The following is a 16,263-nucleotide window of genomic DNA, read 5'->3' as shown; positions in this document are numbered from 1 at the left end:
AAATCAAAATTTCTTTTAAATTATAATAAAATATTTTTTTATTAATTCATTTATATTTGATAAAAACATAAAAGACTTATTTGATTTTAAAATTTTTAATTTGAGTTACTAAAAAGGTAGTCGTTTAATTGAAATGTTATTTTGATTAGTACGATATATCTAGTGATATGAAATTTGCTAGATTATTATAAGGTTTTGTAACATATTTATGGATTATAGTACTAATAAATTAAAATTATCAAATGGAAAAAATATTTACAGTTTTATTATTTTTAAGTGCTAGTTTACTATTTTCTCAAGAAAAAGAAGTTCAAAAGACAATAGAAGATTTTTTTGTGGGATTAAATTCTAAAGATACAACAGCTATTAGAAAACAATGTTATAAGGATGTAATAGTTCAAACTATTCTTAAAACCAAACAAGGAAACCAACTTAAGACAGACGGTTTTAATGATTTTTTAGTTTCTATATCAGCAATTCCCGTTGAAGTCAAAATAGAAGAAAAAATATTGAATTATAAAATAGAAGTTGATGGAAATTTAGCCCACGTTTGGACACCTTATGAGTTTTATGTAAATGGAAGTTTAAGCCATAAAGGAGTTAATTCGTTTACCTTATTTAAAGAGAATTTTCATTGGGAAATTATTCATATAATTGATACACGAAGAAGAAATTAATACATAGAAATAATTATCCATAAAGAAGTTACTGAAACACATATCCAAAGTATAATTCCTAGTATTAACGGTTTAATTCCAACAGAAGAAAGCACTTTTGCAGATAAACCACTTCCTATTAAGAAAAGTGTAATTGTTAAACCAATTTTTGCTACTGTAGTTATGTAAATACTAAAATCATTTACCATAGGAATGTATGAATTTGCTAACATTGCTAATATGAAAAACACAATAAAATAAGGAATTTTTACTTTAGTATCTTGATTTTTAAATACAAAAGTAGCTAACAATGAAATTGGAATAATCCACAAGGCTCTTGCTAGTTTAACTGTTGTTGCAACTTCTAATGCTTCGGCTCCAAACTTACTTGCTGCTCCAACCACAGAACTAGTGTCGTGAATAGCAATGGCACACCATAGCCCAAATTGTGAAGCATTTAAACCCACTAAATGTCCAATAAAAGGAAATACAAATAAAGCAATTGAATTTAAAATAAAAATAGTTCCTAATGCAACAGAAATTTGTTTTTCTTCGGCTTTAATGGTAGGAGAAATAGCAGCAATTGCACTTCCACCACATATTGCAGTTCCACCAGAAATTAAAAAAGAAGTCTTTTTTTCTGTTTTTAATAGTTTTGAAACAATATATCCCAAAACAAAAGTCAATACAATGGAAAAAACTGTGAATAGAAATCCGTCTTTTCCAGCTTTTAATGCACTACTTGCATTCATTCCAAAGCCTAATCCAACTACTGAAAATTTAAGTAAAATTTGTACTGTTTTATTATTTAGATGTATAAAAGGGTGACCAATAAATTGCGCTATGACCAATCCTAAAAGTAATGCTATTGGAGGAGATATTATTGGGAAAAAACAGAGAACTAACACAGAGACAAAAATTATTTTTTGAATTGTGATAGTTGAGTTTAAAATAGGTTTAGTTAAAAATTCTTTATTTATTTTGAAGAAAGAATTCATATTAGAGAGTGTTTTTTATTTAACAATCAGCCAAATTCACAGCAACAGCTAAACCACCTTCACTTGTTTCTTTGTATTTGGTATTCATGTCTTTAGCTGTTTCCCACATTGTATTAACTACTTTGTCTAAAGGGACTTTTACGTTTTTAGCATCCGTTTCTAAAGCTAATTCTGCAGCATTAATGGCTTTTATGGCACCCATTGTATTTCTTTCAATACAAGGAATTTGAACCAAACCACCAATTGGATCACAAGTTAATCCCAAATGATGTTCCATAGCAATTTCGGCAGCAACTGTTACTTGTTCAGGTGTTCCACCCATAGCTTCACACAATGCAGCAGCAGCCATTGCACTAGAAACTCCAATTTCAGCCTGACATCCTCCCATTGCGGCACTAATTGTTGCTCCTTTTTTAAAGATACTACCAATTTCTCCAGCTGTCATTAAAAATTGTTTTATTTCTTCTTCACCTGCTTCATGGTTTTCAATAACCAAATAATACATCAAAACAGCAGGAATTACTCCAGCACTTCCATTAGTTGGAGCAGTTACAACTCTTCCTAAGGCAGCATTAACTTCATTTACAGATAAAGCAAAACAGCTTACCCATTTTAATATTTGTCTAAACTTAACTTCTGTTTGTCTTATTACTTGCATCCAAGAATGAGGATCTTCATAAGGTATTACACCAATTAAATTTTTGTGCATATCAAAAGCTCGTCTTCTTACATTTAATCCTCCAGGTAAAGTTCCTTCAGAATGACAACCAATGTACATACATTCAAGCATTGTATCCCAAATACGCATTAGTTCCTTGTGAATTTCTTCTTCAGAACGCATTGATTTTTCGTTTTCGTAAACAATTTCCCAAACTTTTTTATTTTCTTGATTACAGAATTTTAATAAGTCAGTTGCATTGTCAGTTCTAAAAGGGAAAGAACATTTTATTCCTTCATTTTTTATTGAATTTATTCGTTCTTCAACCACAACAAATCCACCACCAATAGAGTAATAAATAGTTTCATATTCTTCTTTAGAAGTATAAGCTGTGAATTTCATCCCATTCGCATGAAAAGGTAAAAACTCACGATTAAAAACTATATCTTTTTCAAAATCAAAAGGAATAATAATTTCATTTCCAAGAAAAATTTCTTTCTTATTCTTTATGGCAGAAATAATAACATCAAGACTTTCAACAGGAATATATTCTGGATCACCACCACTTAAACCGAGCATTACAGCTAAATCTGTGGCATGCCCTTTTCCAGTTAAGGAAAGAGAACCATATAAATCTACTTTTACACGATTAACATTGTCAAGCATGTTTTTATCTCTTAATTCACCTAAAAAGCGTTCGGCTGCGCGCCAAGGTCCAAGTGTGTGTGAACTTGAAGGTCCAACACCAATTTTTAACATATCAAAAACTGAAATACATTCCATAGCTAAATCGTTATAGTTGCAAAGATAGAAGAAAGTTTTATAGGTTAGTGATTTAGGACTTTAAAAGTTTCAGAGGATAAATAGTTATGATTATAAGCACGTTAATCATAAATTACATGCTTAAAAATGTCATCTTGTCATATTATTTTGTCTAAAACTGACAATTAATTGATAAATAATGTGTTGGCATAATACTTGACTTATAGAAATCGAGTTTAAAAATTAAATAAATTAGAAATTAAATAAGATGAGTAAAATTATTGGAATCGACTTAGGAACAACTAACTCTTGCGTATCCGTAATGGAAGGTAATGAACCAGTAGTAATTCCTAATGCAGAAGGAAAAAGAACAACGCCATCAATCATTGCGTTTATTGAAGGTGGAGAAATTAAAGTTGGAGATCCTGCAAAAAGACAAGCAGTAACTAATCCAACTAAAACTATTGCATCTATCAAACGTTTTATGGGAAATAAATTCTCAGAAAGCACGAAAGAAGCAAAGAATGTGGCTTATAAAGTAGTAAAAGGAGATAACGACACACCAAGAGTTGATATCGACGGTAGACTTTATACACCACAAGAATTGTCAGCTATGACTCTTCAAAAAATGAAGAAAACAGCTGAAGATTATTTAGGACAAACAGTAACTGAAGCAGTTATTACAGTTCCTGCATACTTTAATGATGCACAACGTCAAGCGACTAAAGAAGCTGGTGAAATTGCTGGTTTAAAAGTTATGCGTATTATCAACGAACCAACTGCTGCAGCGTTAGCTTATGGTTTAGATAAAAAAGGTACTGATCAAAAAATTGCTGTTTACGATTTAGGTGGAGGTACATTTGATATTTCTATCCTTGAATTAGGAGATGGTGTATTTGAAGTATTATCTACAAATGGAGATACACATTTAGGTGGAGATGATTTTGACCAAGTTATTATTGACTGGTTGGCAGAAGAATTCAAATCTGAAGAAGGAATAGATTTACGTGATGACCCAATGTCATTACAAAGAATTAAAGAAGCTGCAGAAAAAGCTAAGATTGAATTATCATCTGGTGCTGAAACTGAAATCAACTTACCATACGTAACAGCTACTGCTACAGGACCAAAACACTTAGTTAAAAAATTAACTAGAGCTAAATTTGAGCAATTATCTGATACTTTAGTAAAACGTTCTATGGAACCAGTTGCTAAAGCATTAAAAGATGCAGGTTTATCTACATCTGATATTGACCAAGTAATTTTAGTTGGAGGTTCTACTCGTATGCCAAGAATTGCAGATGAAGTTGAAAAATTCTTCGGTAAAAAAGCATCAAAAGGAGTTAACCCTGATGAAGTAGTTGCAATTGGAGCTGCTATTCAAGGTGGAGTTTTATCTGGTGATGTAAAAGATGTATTGTTATTAGACGTTACACCTTTATCATTAGGAATTGAAACAATGGGTGGAGTTATGACTACATTAATTGAGTCTAACACAACTATTCCAACAAAGAAATCACAAATATTCTCTACAGCTGCAGATTCTCAACCAACTGTTGAACTACACGTTTTACAAGGAGCAAGAACAATGGCTGTTGATAACAAAACTATCGGACGTTTTAACTTAGATGGTATTCCACCAGCACCAAGAGGAGTTCCTCAAATTGAAGTAACTTTTGATATTGATGCTAATGGTATCATCAAAGTTTCTGCAACGGATAAAGGAACAGGAAAATCTCACGATATTCGTATCGAAGCTTCTTCTGGTTTAACTGCTGAAGAAATTGAAAGAATGAAAAAAGATGCTGAAGCTAATGCTGATGCTGATAAACAAGCTAAAGAAAGAGTTGAAAAACTTAATCAAGCAGATAGTATGATTTTCCAAACGGAAACTCAATTAAAAGAATTAGGTGAGAAATTATCTGATGACCACAAAACTGCTATCGAATTTGCTTTAACTGAATTAAGAATGGCTCACGAATCTCAAGATTTAGCTGCTATTGATAAAGGTTTAGATAATATTAATGCAGCTTGGAAAACAGCAACTGAAGCAATGTACGCTCAAGGTGAAGCTCAAGAAGCACAACCACAAGCAGACGCTTCTGGAGATCAAACTCAAGATGTTGAATTCGAAGAAGTAAAAGAAGAAAAATAATAGTAACTATTATTAATTCAAAATTAAACCGAGTAAGTAATTACTCGGTTTTTTTTATGTTTAAAATAAATTAGTATGCACGCATAGTAAATTAAATTACTTTTAGTATATTTGATATTCATTAAATAAATACAAAATGCAAAAGCAAACACTTACAACTTTATTAAATATAAAATATCCGATAATAATTGCTCCTATGTTTTTAGTATCCAATACTAAAATGGTAATTGAAGGTATGAAAAGTGGAGTTGCAGGTTGTATTCCAGCATTAAATTATAGAACATTAGAAGAATTAAGAGCTTCTATTCAAGAATTAAAAGCGGCTAAAGTTGAAGGAGGAAGTTTTGGTTATAATTTAATTGTAAACAAATCAAACCCTAAATATATTGATCAATTGCAAGTTATTTGTGAAGAAGGAGTAGATTTTATAATCACATCCTTAGGAAGTCCAGAAGAAACAATTAATCAAGCTCATAAAGTTGGAATTAAAGTTTTTTGTGATGTGACGGATTTAGCTTTTTCTAAAAAAGTTGAGAGTTTAGGGGGTGACGCTTTAATTGCAGTAAACAATCAAGCTGGTGGACATAGAGGAAATCACAATCCAGAAGAATTAATTAGAGAATTAAATGAAAACACATCTTTGCCAGTGATTTCGGCTGGTGGAGTTGCTAGTAAATCAGATATTGATAAAATGATGAGTTATGGTGCAGTTGGAGTTTCTGTTGGAAGTCCATTTATAGCATCAAACGAAGCTGGAGTTTCTGATGAATATAAACAAGCTTGTGTAGATTATGGTGCTAAAGACATTGTAATGACACAAAGAATTTCTGGAACACCTTGTACAGTTATAAACACACCTTATGTTCAAAAAATTGGAACCAAAGAAACTTGGTTAGAAAGCATGTTGAATAAAAATAAAAGCTTGAAAAAATGGGTTAAAATGGTTCGTTTTTATATTGGAATGAAAGCTACTGAAAAAGCAGCTACTCAAGCTACATATAAAACGGTTTGGGTTGCAGGACCAAGTATTGAAAACACAAAAGCTATATTACCTTTGAAAGATATAGTTTCTAATTTGACGCATTAATATGTACGATAAGATTTTTGTTTTTTTGAATAAGTTCTTTAAAAAATCGACTTTATTTAAAACGATGTTTAATTTATCACCAATGTACAAAAGGAGTTGTGGTAAAATTACATTTGTTTCAGATGATTTATTATTGGTTAAAATTAAAATTCCATTAACGTATAAAAATCGTAATTATGTAGGCTCTATGTTTGGAGGAAGTTTGTTTTCTGCAACGGATCCTATTTATATGATTCAATTAATGTATGTTTTAGGCAATGATTATGTGGTTTGGGATAAATCTTCTGATATTCGATTTAAAAAACCGGCTTATGAAAATGCTTACGTAACTTTCGAATTTTCCTTAGAAGAAATTGAAACCATTCGCAAAAGAGTAGAGGTAGAGCAAGAAGTAAATTATATTAAAAACTTACTAATTACAAACAGGGAAGGAGTTGTATTTACAGAACTTAACAAAACACTTTATATTAGTTCAAAGACACATTATAAAGAGAAAAGAAAGTTAAAGAATCAACTGACATAGTTTTAAAATTAACATTTCATTTTGAAGAATGCTATTTCTTTTAAATAAATTTGCAACCGTAAAAAGCTATAATGTTTAAGAGTTTAAATTTAGTATTAGTATTTGTTTTGTTTTCATTTTTTTTATTAAAAATGGAAGCAAATACTACATCAGAATTTAAAACTACTACTTCAACAGAAAAACAATCAACATTAACTTCTAATGATAATTCTTTAAAAACTTTAGGATTATTAAATGAAAGTCATTTTCAAATTTCTGCGCCTCATTTAAATGTAAGCTCAACTGTTGCTTTAAAAAAGTATATTTTAAAGTTTTTATATAGTTCTTCAATAAGTAAGGAGAAATATTTTTCAAACAAAGTAAACATAATTTGGACTTTTTGTAATCAAAAAGAAATCTTTTTTTCTGCGGTTCAAGTTATTTTTCCCTTTCATTATTTTTGGTAATATATTTTATTAAATCGTTTATTTAGTCTGTTGTCTTATTTACAGACTTATTTCTATGTAATAATTTATAAAAAATCAAATAATAATGGATATTCCAAATACATTAATTGGAGCTATATTTTTAATAGTTCTAATTGCACCAATAGTTATAATAAATAAAAGAATTTCAAAACGAAGACAACAATTTGTCAATATTGTAAATGAGTTTGCTAAAGAAGATCAAAAGAAGGTTTCGGATTATGATATATGGACCGATAATTCAATAATTGCCATTAGTGATGATGAAGAAATGCTTTATTTCTTAAGAAACACAGCTGACTATAATCTAAAAACTAAAGTTGCTATTAGTGATATAAAATACTGCTTTATTAAAGAGGATAAAGAATCTAATAGAATTAATGCACTCGAATTTGTTATTGAATTAAATTCAAGTAAAGATTCTATTGTATTAGAATTTTTTAAAGTAGATAAAAAAAACTTTATAATAGGAGAAGAAATGCGAATAGCTAAGAAATGGAATACAAAATTAGTAGAAGGAATTCCTAAAAGCAAAGTACTTTTGTATAGTTTTTAAAATAAAAGAGAGAAGTATTAAATTGCTTCTCTCTTTTTTGTTTTTTTATTTTTCTACAGAAATTTCAAACGACTTATCCCAATTTTTGCCAGTAACGAGTATTGTTTTTGTTTGAGGATTATAAGCTATTCCATTTAAAACTTCTCCTTGTTGTAAGGTCTTCGTCACTTTTGTTTTTAATTCACTTAAATTGATTATGTTTTCAACTGCTCCAGTTTTTGGATCAATTTTGACTATCATATCTTTTTCATATTTATTTGCCCAAATTTTTCCATCAATCCATTCCATTTCATTGATAGAATCAATTTTATTGGCATTGGTGTAAACATTTATATAATCTATCATTTCAAAAGTTTCTGGATTTATAATGTATATTTTTTCTGAACCATCACTCATATATAAATTTGTACCATCATTAGTTAAACCCCAACCAACTAAATCTTTTCTAAAGTAAGGAATTGTTTTTTCAAGTTTAAAGGTTTTAGCGTCATAAACAAAGGCTTTATTTTCATTCCATGTCAATTGATAAATTTTATCTTTTAAAACGGTAATTCCTTCTCCAAAATACTGTTTGTCAATATCTATTTTTTCTAGTACATTTCCTGTCTTATAATCGGTTTTTCTTAAAGAAGATTTTCCGTATTGACCGCTTCCTTCAATTAAATTACCTTCATAAAACTCATAACCTTGCGTATAAGAATTTCCATCATGATTAAAAGTATTTACAATTTTATAGTCTAATAATTCGGGTGCATCTTTAGCATAAATAATGAAATTGGTTTCAGTTTCAGAGTTTTTTCCCTCTGAATATATTAAAGCCTTAATTCTCGTATAGCCTAATTTTTGATTTTCTAATGGAAAATTTATTTTCTCATTTTTTACTGATTTACCGATATTAACATCATTTATATAATAAATTACAGAATCAATAATTTTTTCTTTTTCATTTTTAATTCCTAAATCTACGCTTTGAGAAGGGTTATAAGCTTGCATCATTGCTGATGTATCAATAGAAAAAATATTTTTTTCATCATTTTTATCTCCTCCACATGAGATAGATATAATAGTTAAACCTATGAAAGATAATGCCTTATATTTAAACATAATTGTTTTTTTTAAAAATCTAATATACAATGTTTTTTTTAACCTACAATTGCCTTGCAAAAATACAAAAAGATTGTATATTTGCACCGGCAAGTCCTACACGACCAGCTCCTATAGAATCCCCCAGGGTGGGAACGCAGCAAGGGTATGTGGTTGTAGCGGTGCGATGTAGGTCGCTTGCCATTTTATTCCCAACTCGATTGGGAATCTTTTTTTTAAATTTCTTTTACAATCATCTTCCACTTTGGAAGATTTTTTATTTTAAAATCAATACAATTGTAAATTTAAAAACTAAAATTTACGGTCAAGTTAAAATTTCATTAAATTAAACCCAACATTTTCCTTAACTTTGCTTTTTTAATTCCAATAAAAATTCATGCAAAAAGTTGTTTTTATTACCGGAGCTTCATCCGGAATTGGTAAAGCTATTGGTGAATTTCTTCATCATAAAAATTATATCGTTTATGGCACAAGTCGAACTCCTTTAAAAGTTGAAAATTCTATCTTTCCATTGGTTCAATTAGATGTTAGAGATTCTAAGTCAATTCAATCTGCCATTGCCGAAGTCTTGTCAAAAACCAATCGAATTGATGTTGTAATTAATAATGCAGGTGTTGGTATTACTGGTCCATTAGAAGAAATTCCTTTAGAAGAAATTAAAAATAACTTTGAAACCAATTTATTTGGACCAATAGAAGTAATGAAAGCAGTTTTGCCTCAAATGCGTTCTCAAAAAAGCGGTTTAATCATAAATATTACTTCAATTGCAGGTTATATGGGGTTGCCTTATAGAAGTGTTTATTCATCTTCAAAAGGAGCTTTAGAATTAATTTCAGAAGCTTTGAGAATGGAAGTAAAATCATTTGGAATTCACATAACAAACGTTGCACCTGGAGATTTTGCAACTAATATTGCTGCGGGTCGTTATCATGCACCAGTTGTAAAAGGGTCAGCTTATGAAACTACCTACGGAAATACATTAAAAGAAATGGATTCTCACGTAGATAGTGGAAGTAATCCCAACCAAATGGCAGAAGTTATTTATAAAATAATTAATACATCAAACCCTAAAATTCATTATAAAGTTGGAGCATTCATGCAAAAATTTTCAATTGTTTTGAAACGAATTTTACCTGACAAAGTCTATGAAAAAATGTTGATGAATCACTATAAATTATAAAAATCTAAAAAAAGAAGAAAGAGGGAGATTTGATTATTGAAATTGAACTTGATTTCTTATTTTTGCAAAACAAACAACACTAATAAAATAAATCCAAATAAGTATGAAATTTTTTATTGACACAGCTAATTTAGCTCAAATTAAAGAAGCACAAGAATTAGGCGTTTTAGATGGAGTAACAACAAATCCATCTTTAATGGCAAAAGAAGGAATTACAGGAAAAAATAATATTCTAAAACATTATGTAGCTATCTGTAATCTTGTTGATGGTGATGTAAGTGCAGAAGTAAATGCCATTGATTATGATGGAATGATTAGAGAAGGGGAAGAATTATCCGAATTACACGAACAAATCGTTGTTAAACTTCCAATGACAAAAGAAGGAATTAAAGCTTGTAAATACTTTTCTGATAGAGGTGTAAAAACAAACGTAACTCTTATTTTCTCAGCTGGACAAGCATTATTAGCAGCTAAAGCTGGGGCAACATATTGTTCTCCATTTTTAGGAAGATTGGATGACGTTTCAACAGATGGTTTAAATCTAATTGATGAAATTCGTCAAATTTATGATAATTATGGGTTTGAAACTGAAATTTTAGCAGCTTCAATTCGTCATACAATGCATATTGTGAATTGTGCAAAAATAGGAGCAGACGTAATGACTGGGCCTTTATCTTCAATTTTAGGATTGTTAAAACATCCATTAACAGATATTGGTTTAGCTCAATTTATTGCAGATTTCGAAAAAGGAAATAAATAAACTTACAAAGTTTTAGGTGCAAAATAAAAAAAAGCGCTTTTCAATTGAAAAGCGCTTTTTTTATATAACTATATTTTAATTTTAAACATTGAGTACTAATTCAAATTTTTCTCAAAATTAACATCAAATAAATTTACAAAGGCATTTTTTATGGTTCCATCAGCATTTAGAATAATGGATCTATGAATTTTATAAACAGCCCATTTTTCTTTTATAGCATCTGAATTAACAGCATGTATTTCTATAATATTTTTATGGTCAAACTCTTTTAATTTCTCTCCCCATTCTTCATATGTATCATCAATATTTATAGCAATAAAGTTAATGTTAGGGTATTTCTGCTTTAAGGTAAATGCTTTTTTATGTACTGCATTTAAGTGCGACTGTATATTTGTGTTGCAAAAAAAGATGACAGTTTCTTTAGTAATTAATTTACTTAAATCAATAGGCTCATTTTTTTCATTGACAAATTTTTCAGAAGTTAACTTATTGCCAACAGCAAGTTTATTTATTGAATTTTCAATGGTTGTAATTTCATTTTGCATTTTCTTATCAGTTGATAATTCAAGAAAACGCTTAATAAAAGCACTATTGTTAAACATATTTTGCTCTTCCATTAAATAACGCAAAGCCAAACCATTCAACACATGATTTTTTATTTTATTATTTTTTATTAAAGTGTCAGCAATGTTTAATTTTTTAATATTGTTTTCTAAGGCAAACTCGTCAATATCTCCTTTTTTTTCAGTAAAAGTTATGTTGTTTAATAAGGAAGTAACATAATTTACATATGGATAAAAATTAGCAAATGTTGGGTTATTAAAATCAACACTCTTTCTGTGGTTATAATAGTCTTTTGGTAAATCATTAATAACATTTTCGCCAGCAATAAATTTATGAGCGTAAGGATAAACCTCTTTTTTGTAATAATGAGGCAATTCTAAACTAGCTAAAGCTAATGTATCAAAATTAACGCTCCATTCATTTTTTGACTTATGTTTTTCATATATTTTTTTTCTTAAAGCATAACTTGAATCAATGTTTTTAATAAAATCTTTCGAATTTCTAAAAAACACATCATACATATTAGAGCGATCTTTTTCATTTGAAAGATACATCTCCATTAAATAGTTATTCTTTTCATCACCTCTTCCACAAAAAACAATAGAATTATCAAAATCTTTTGAATTAATCATAACCATCAAACTATCATTTTTATCAAAATAGACATATTGATATTCTGGTTGATGTTTAAAAATATATAACCCTGGAGTAAGGGAGTCAAATTTGTGTAGAAAACGATTTTTTTTATCTAAAAATATAGTGTCAATTACTTCATTATCTTTTAAAAATAAGACATAATTAGTTTGTGGGTTAAGGACTTCACCACCAAAATAAGCTGTAAAATCTTCATCACTATGTTTTTTATCACAAGATGTAAATAGCCCTAGCGATAACAATGCTAGAACAGAAGGTAATAAATGTAATTTTTTTATCATGCTATTTTATTTCGAAAACAAATTTATAGCTTACAATCTAATAGCCTTGTTAAAGCATAGTTAAATTAAACCTATTATTATTCTAAATAAGCCTTTAAAAAACTACGAATTTAACATAAAAAAGTAAACGTAATTTACTACTTTTGCAAAAAATTATTTAGTATGTTAACAGTTTCTAATTTATCAGTTCAGTTTGGTAAACGTATATTATTTGATGAAGTAAACACCACATTCACGCAAGGTAATTGCTATGGAATTATTGGTGCCAATGGAGCAGGAAAATCGACTTTCATGAAGATTATTGCTGGTGAAATGGATCCAACTGCAGGAAGAGTGATTCTTGAACCAGGAAAACGTATGTCGGTTTTAAGCCAAAATCACAATATGTTTGATGAGCATACTGTTTTAGAAACGGTTTTGATGGGAAATAAAGTTTTGCACAAAATTAAAGCTGAAATGGATGCTTTATATTTAGATTATAATGAAGAAAACGCCAATAGAATAGGAGAGTTGCAGTTGCAATTTGATGAAATGGACGGTTGGAATGCTGAATCTGATGCAGGTTCAATGCTTTCTAATTTAGGAATTTCATCTGATTATCATTACACTTTAATGAGTGAATTGGAAGGAAAACTTAAAGTACGTGTCTTATTAGCTCAAGCTCTTTTTGGAAATCCAGATGTATTAATTATGGATGAGCCTACCAATGATTTGGATTTTGAAACAATTGGTTGGTTAGAAAATTTCTTAGCAAATTATGAAAACACTGTTTTAGTAGTTTCGCATGACAGACACTTTTTAGATTCGGTTTGTACACATATTTCGGATATTGACTTCGGAAAAATTAACAACTATTCTGGAAATTATACTTTTTGGTATGAAAGTAGTCAACTAGCTGCTAAACAAAAAGCACAACAAAACAAAAAAGCAGAAGAAAAGAAAGCTGAATTAGAAGAATTTATTCGTCGTTTTAGTGCGAATGTTGCCAAATCAAAACAAGCAACTTCTCGTAAAAAAATGATTGATAAGTTAAATTTAGACGAAATTAAACCTTCAAGTAGAAGATATCCTGCAATTATATTTGATACTGAGCGTGAAGCTGGTGACCAAATATTAAACGTTCAAAATTTAAGCGCTTCAGTTGATGGAGAAATTTTGTTTAAGGATGTGCATTTGAATATGGCAAAAGGGGATAAAGTTGTAGTTTTTTCAAAAGATTCAAGAGCAACAACTGCTTTTTATGAAATCTTAAACGGAAATCAAAAACCAGATTCAGGAGAATTTGACTGGGGAATTACAACAAATCAGTCTTATTTACCAGCAGATAATCATTCGTTTTTTGAAAGTAAAGATTTAAACTTGGTAGACTGGTTACGTCAATGGGTAAAAACAGAAGAAGAAAGAGACGAAGTATATATTAGAGGTTTCCTAGGGAAAATGATTTTTTCTGGTGAAGAAGCTCTAAAAAAATGTAACGTTTTATCAGGAGGAGAAAAAGTACGTTGTATGCTTTCTCGTATGATGATGATGCGTGCTAATGTGTTAATGCTAGATGAACCTACCAATCACTTGGATTTGGAGTCAATTACAGCATTTAATAATTCACTTAAAAATTTTAAAGGTTCTATTTTATTAACAACGCATGATCACGAATTTGCTCAAACGGTAGGAAATAGAATTTTCGAAATCACACCAAAAGGAGTTATCGATAGATATATGACGTTTGATGAATATCTTGATGATCCAAAAATTAAAGAGCAAAGAGAAAAAATGTATAGTTAATCGAAATACCAATATTAAAACACCAAATCCCAATTTTTTAAGTTGGGATTTTTAATATCTTTACCCTATGAAACACCTAGCACTACTAAGAGGAATAAACGTATCAGGTCACAACATGATTAAAATGGATGCTTTAAAAAGCATGCTCGAAAAGATTGGATTTCAGAATATTGAAACATATATTCAATCAGGAAATGTGTTTTTAGAATCAGAAGATGAAAATGCACAAAGCGTTGGATTTACAATTAAACAAGAAATCGTAAAGCAACTAGGTTATGATGTTCCTACAATTGTAATCAACAAATCCGATTTAGAAAAATGCTTGACTAATAATCCGTTTTTCAAGGAAAAAGATGTTGATACCAAAAAATTATACGTTGCTTTTATTTCAAAAGAATTAAATAACAATGCTCTGAATGATTTAAAAATAAGTCAATTCAAACCCGATGAAGCTTTCATAGATGGAAATAGAATCTATATGAAGTTAGAAACTGGGGCAGCTAAAACTAGATTGACTCAAAAATACATCGAAAAAAAGTTAAATGTAACAGCAACTTCAAGGAACTGGAATACAGTGAACAAGTTAATTGAGATGTATTAATAAAATTGGAATTTTTACAATTGGAATTTCTTTTTTATATATTTGTAGAATAGGGATGATTTCTCTCCCAAAGAAGGAATCTTGTCTGTTGAAAAGCAGATAATTGTCAAAAGAATCTGAAATAAGTTCAGATTAAAAAACAAATACTATGTCAGTTTTAGAAAAAAACCTTGCTAATCAAGCCATTGCTTTAGAAGACCAATACGGTGCTCACAATTATCATCCGCTTCCTGTTGTTTTAGCAAAAGGAGATGGTGTTTACGTTTGGGATGTTGATGGAAAAAAATATTATGATTTTCTTTCAGCATATTCTGCTGTAAACCAAGGGCATTGTCATCCAGCAATTATTGGAGCAATGATTGAACAAGCCAAAACATTAACCTTAACTTCTCGTGCTTTTTACAACGATAAATTAGGAGTTTACGAAGAATACATTACAAAATACTTTGGTTTTGATAAAGTGTTACCAATGAATACAGGTGCTGAAGCTGTTGAGACGGCTATCAAAATTTGTAGAAAATGGGCTTATGAGAAAAAAGGTATTTCTGAAAATGATGCACAAATCATAGTTTGTGAAAACAATTTCCACGGAAGAACTACAACCATCATTTCGTTTTCAAACGACGAAAATGCTAGAAAGAATTTTGGACCTTATACGGCAGGTTTTATCAAAATTCCTTATGATGATATCGAAGCTTTAGAAAAAGCTGTTAAATCGTCTAAGAATATAGCTGGTTTCTTAGTTGAACCTATTCAAGGAGAAGCTGGAGTTTATGTTCCAAGTACAGATTATTTAGCGAAAGCACAAAAAATATGTAAAGATAATGGTGTTTTATTCATTGCGGATGAAGTTCAAACCGGAATTGCTCGTACAGGTTCAATTTTAGCAGTTTGTGGAAACTGTTCATGTGAAAAAAGTTGTGAAAAACAAGCAACTTACGTTCAGCCTGATATGTTAATCTTAGGAAAAGCATTATCTGGTGGAGTTTATCCTGTTTCTGCAGTTTTAGCTAATGATGAAGTGATGAATGTAATCAAACCTGGACAACATGGTTCAACTTTTGGAGGAAATCCGGTTGCTGCTGCAGTTGCTATTGCAGCACTTGATGTAGTTAAAGACGAAAATTTAGTTCAGAATGCTAGAAAGTTAGGAAATTTATTCAGAGAAAAATTGAATGACTATGCAAAAACAAGTTCAATTGTTTCTTTAGTTAGAGGTAAAGGTTTGCTTAATGCAATTGTTATCAACGATACAGAAGAAAGCGATACAGCTTGGAATATCTGTATGAAACTATCTGAAAACGGTTTGTTAGCAAAACCAACACATGGAAACATTATCCGTTTTGCACCACCTTTAGTGATGACAGAAGAGCAATTGTTAGATTGTGTTGCTATAATTACTAAGACTTTAAAAGAGTTTGAAAAATAATATATTGTTATAAATAGAAAAAAGGCTTTCATTTCTGAAAGCCTTTTTT

General features: G+C 29.7%; 15 protein-coding genes and 1 other RNA gene. 12 read left to right on the top strand and 4 right to left on the bottom strand.

The features are described 5' to 3' along the window. Positions 1-242: 242 nt before the first annotated feature. Positions 243-677 (top strand): nuclear transport factor 2 family protein, encoded by a 435-nt coding sequence (locus AAC008_RS01780; RefSeq protein WP_339887047.1) that lies wholly within the window; start codon positions 243-245, stop codon positions 675-677. Here AAC008_RS01780 and AAC008_RS01775 read toward each other — a convergent pair. Further along, positions 674-1,654: a putative sulfate exporter family transporter gene (locus AAC008_RS01775; RefSeq protein WP_339887046.1), complete on the bottom strand. Its 981-nt coding sequence runs from the start codon at positions 1,652-1,654 to the stop codon at positions 674-676. The genes AAC008_RS01780 and AAC008_RS01775 overlap by 4 nt on opposite strands. A 19-nt stretch (positions 1,655-1,673) precedes the next feature. Continuing rightward, entirely contained in the window at positions 1,674-3,095 is a 1,422-nt protein-coding gene (locus tag AAC008_RS01770; RefSeq protein WP_339887045.1) for an L-serine ammonia-lyase, read from the bottom strand. A gap of 247 nt (positions 3,096-3,342) precedes the next feature. On the opposite strand from AAC008_RS01770, the gene dnaK reads away from it, so the two are divergent. The 5 genes from dnaK to AAC008_RS01745 all read left to right on the top strand — a co-directional run bounded on the left by dnaK (position 3,343) and on the right by AAC008_RS01745 (position 7,859). Then, on the top strand, positions 3,343-5,229 hold the full coding sequence (dnaK, locus tag AAC008_RS01765; protein ID WP_339887044.1) for a molecular chaperone DnaK: 1,887 nt from the start codon (positions 3,343-3,345) through the stop codon (positions 5,227-5,229). 136 nt (positions 5,230-5,365) lie between these two features. Further along, positions 5,366-6,316: a nitronate monooxygenase gene (locus AAC008_RS01760; RefSeq protein WP_339887043.1), complete on the top strand. Its 951-nt coding sequence runs from the start codon at positions 5,366-5,368 to the stop codon at positions 6,314-6,316. Positions 6,317-6,380: 64 nt separating this feature from the next. Then, a complete protein-coding gene (locus AAC008_RS01755) occupies positions 6,381-6,839 on the top strand; it encodes a DUF4442 domain-containing protein (protein WP_339887042.1) in 459 nt (152 codons plus the stop codon). 131 nt (positions 6,840-6,970) lie between these two features. Further along, on the top strand, positions 6,971-7,285 hold the full coding sequence (locus tag AAC008_RS01750; RefSeq protein ID WP_339887041.1) for a hypothetical protein: 315 nt from the start codon (positions 6,971-6,973) through the stop codon (positions 7,283-7,285). Positions 7,286-7,370: 85 nt separating this feature from the next. Further along, entirely contained in the window at positions 7,371-7,859 is a 489-nt protein-coding gene (locus tag AAC008_RS01745) for a hypothetical protein (RefSeq protein ID WP_339887040.1), read from the top strand. A 45-nt stretch (positions 7,860-7,904) separates the two neighbouring features. Here AAC008_RS01745 and AAC008_RS01740 read toward each other — a convergent pair whose 3' ends face one another. Further along, entirely contained in the window at positions 7,905-8,963 is a 1,059-nt protein-coding gene (locus AAC008_RS01740) for a glutaminyl-peptide cyclotransferase (protein WP_339887039.1), read from the bottom strand. Positions 8,964-9,050: 87 nt separating this feature from the next. On the opposite strand from AAC008_RS01740, the gene ffs reads away from it, so the two are divergent. From ffs to fsa, 3 genes are all read left to right on the top strand, one after another. Next, positions 9,051-9,149, top strand: an RNA gene (ffs, locus tag AAC008_RS01735) — signal recognition particle sRNA small type. A 190-nt stretch (positions 9,150-9,339) separates the two neighbouring features. After that, positions 9,340-10,143, top strand: a complete 804-nt coding sequence (locus AAC008_RS01730; protein ID WP_339887038.1) for an SDR family oxidoreductase — start codon at positions 9,340-9,342, stop codon at positions 10,141-10,143. 103 nt (positions 10,144-10,246) lie between these two features. Then, a complete protein-coding gene (gene fsa, locus AAC008_RS01725) occupies positions 10,247-10,903 on the top strand; it encodes a fructose-6-phosphate aldolase (protein WP_339887037.1) in 657 nt (218 codons plus the stop codon). 95 nt (positions 10,904-10,998) lie between these two features. On the opposite strand, the gene AAC008_RS01720 is transcribed toward fsa, so the two are convergent. Continuing rightward, positions 10,999-12,402, bottom strand: a complete 1,404-nt coding sequence (locus AAC008_RS01720) for a thioredoxin-like domain-containing protein (protein WP_339887036.1) — start codon at positions 12,400-12,402, stop codon at positions 10,999-11,001. Positions 12,403-12,564: 162 nt separating this feature from the next. On the opposite strand from AAC008_RS01720, the gene AAC008_RS01715 reads away from it, so the two are divergent. From AAC008_RS01715 to rocD, 3 genes are all read left to right on the top strand, one after another. Continuing rightward, positions 12,565-14,184: an ATP-binding cassette domain-containing protein gene (locus AAC008_RS01715; protein WP_339887035.1), complete on the top strand. Its 1,620-nt coding sequence runs from the start codon at positions 12,565-12,567 to the stop codon at positions 14,182-14,184. A 67-nt stretch (positions 14,185-14,251) separates the two neighbouring features. Continuing rightward, positions 14,252-14,785, top strand: coding sequence for a DUF1697 domain-containing protein (locus AAC008_RS01710; protein WP_339887034.1), 534 nt, complete (start codon positions 14,252-14,254; stop codon positions 14,783-14,785). A gap of 148 nt (positions 14,786-14,933) precedes the next feature. Then, the gene (rocD, locus tag AAC008_RS01705) at positions 14,934-16,214 is read left to right on the top strand and encodes an ornithine--oxo-acid transaminase (RefSeq protein WP_339887033.1); all 1,281 of its coding nucleotides are present in this window, start codon (positions 14,934-14,936) and stop codon (positions 16,212-16,214) included. The last annotated feature ends 49 nt before the right edge of the window (positions 16,215-16,263 follow it).

It is taken from the genome of uncultured Flavobacterium sp., assembly GCF_963975515.1.
GTDB lineage: Bacteria > Bacteroidota > Bacteroidia > Flavobacteriales > Flavobacteriaceae > Flavobacterium.
Note: the sequence above shows the minus strand (reverse complement) of the source record. Positions and strands in the feature narration are given on the sequence as shown.

Coding starts and splice junctions, on each gene's coding strand:
- AAC008_RS01780 (WP_339887047.1), top strand. CDS start 243: ATGGAAAAAATATTTACAGTTTTATTATTTTTAAGTGCTAGTTTACTA.
- AAC008_RS01775 (WP_339887046.1), bottom strand. CDS start 1,654: ATGAATTCTTTCTTCAAAATAAATAAAGAATTTTTAACTAAACCTATT.
- AAC008_RS01770 (WP_339887045.1), bottom strand. CDS start 3,095: ATGGAATGTATTTCAGTTTTTGATATGTTAAAAATTGGTGTTGGACCT.
- dnaK (WP_339887044.1), top strand. CDS start 3,343: ATGAGTAAAATTATTGGAATCGACTTAGGAACAACTAACTCTTGCGTA.
- AAC008_RS01760 (WP_339887043.1), top strand. CDS start 5,366: ATGCAAAAGCAAACACTTACAACTTTATTAAATATAAAATATCCGATA.
- AAC008_RS01755 (WP_339887042.1), top strand. CDS start 6,381: ATGTTTAATTTATCACCAATGTACAAAAGGAGTTGTGGTAAAATTACA.
- AAC008_RS01750 (WP_339887041.1), top strand. CDS start 6,971: ATGGAAGCAAATACTACATCAGAATTTAAAACTACTACTTCAACAGAA.
- AAC008_RS01745 (WP_339887040.1), top strand. CDS start 7,371: ATGGATATTCCAAATACATTAATTGGAGCTATATTTTTAATAGTTCTA.
- AAC008_RS01740 (WP_339887039.1), bottom strand. CDS start 8,963: ATGTTTAAATATAAGGCATTATCTTTCATAGGTTTAACTATTATATCT.
- AAC008_RS01730 (WP_339887038.1), top strand. CDS start 9,340: ATGCAAAAAGTTGTTTTTATTACCGGAGCTTCATCCGGAATTGGTAAA.
- fsa (WP_339887037.1), top strand. CDS start 10,247: ATGAAATTTTTTATTGACACAGCTAATTTAGCTCAAATTAAAGAAGCA.
- AAC008_RS01720 (WP_339887036.1), bottom strand. CDS start 12,402: ATGATAAAAAAATTACATTTATTACCTTCTGTTCTAGCATTGTTATCG.
- AAC008_RS01715 (WP_339887035.1), top strand. CDS start 12,565: ATGTTAACAGTTTCTAATTTATCAGTTCAGTTTGGTAAACGTATATTA.
- AAC008_RS01710 (WP_339887034.1), top strand. CDS start 14,252: ATGAAACACCTAGCACTACTAAGAGGAATAAACGTATCAGGTCACAAC.
- rocD (WP_339887033.1), top strand. CDS start 14,934: ATGTCAGTTTTAGAAAAAAACCTTGCTAATCAAGCCATTGCTTTAGAA.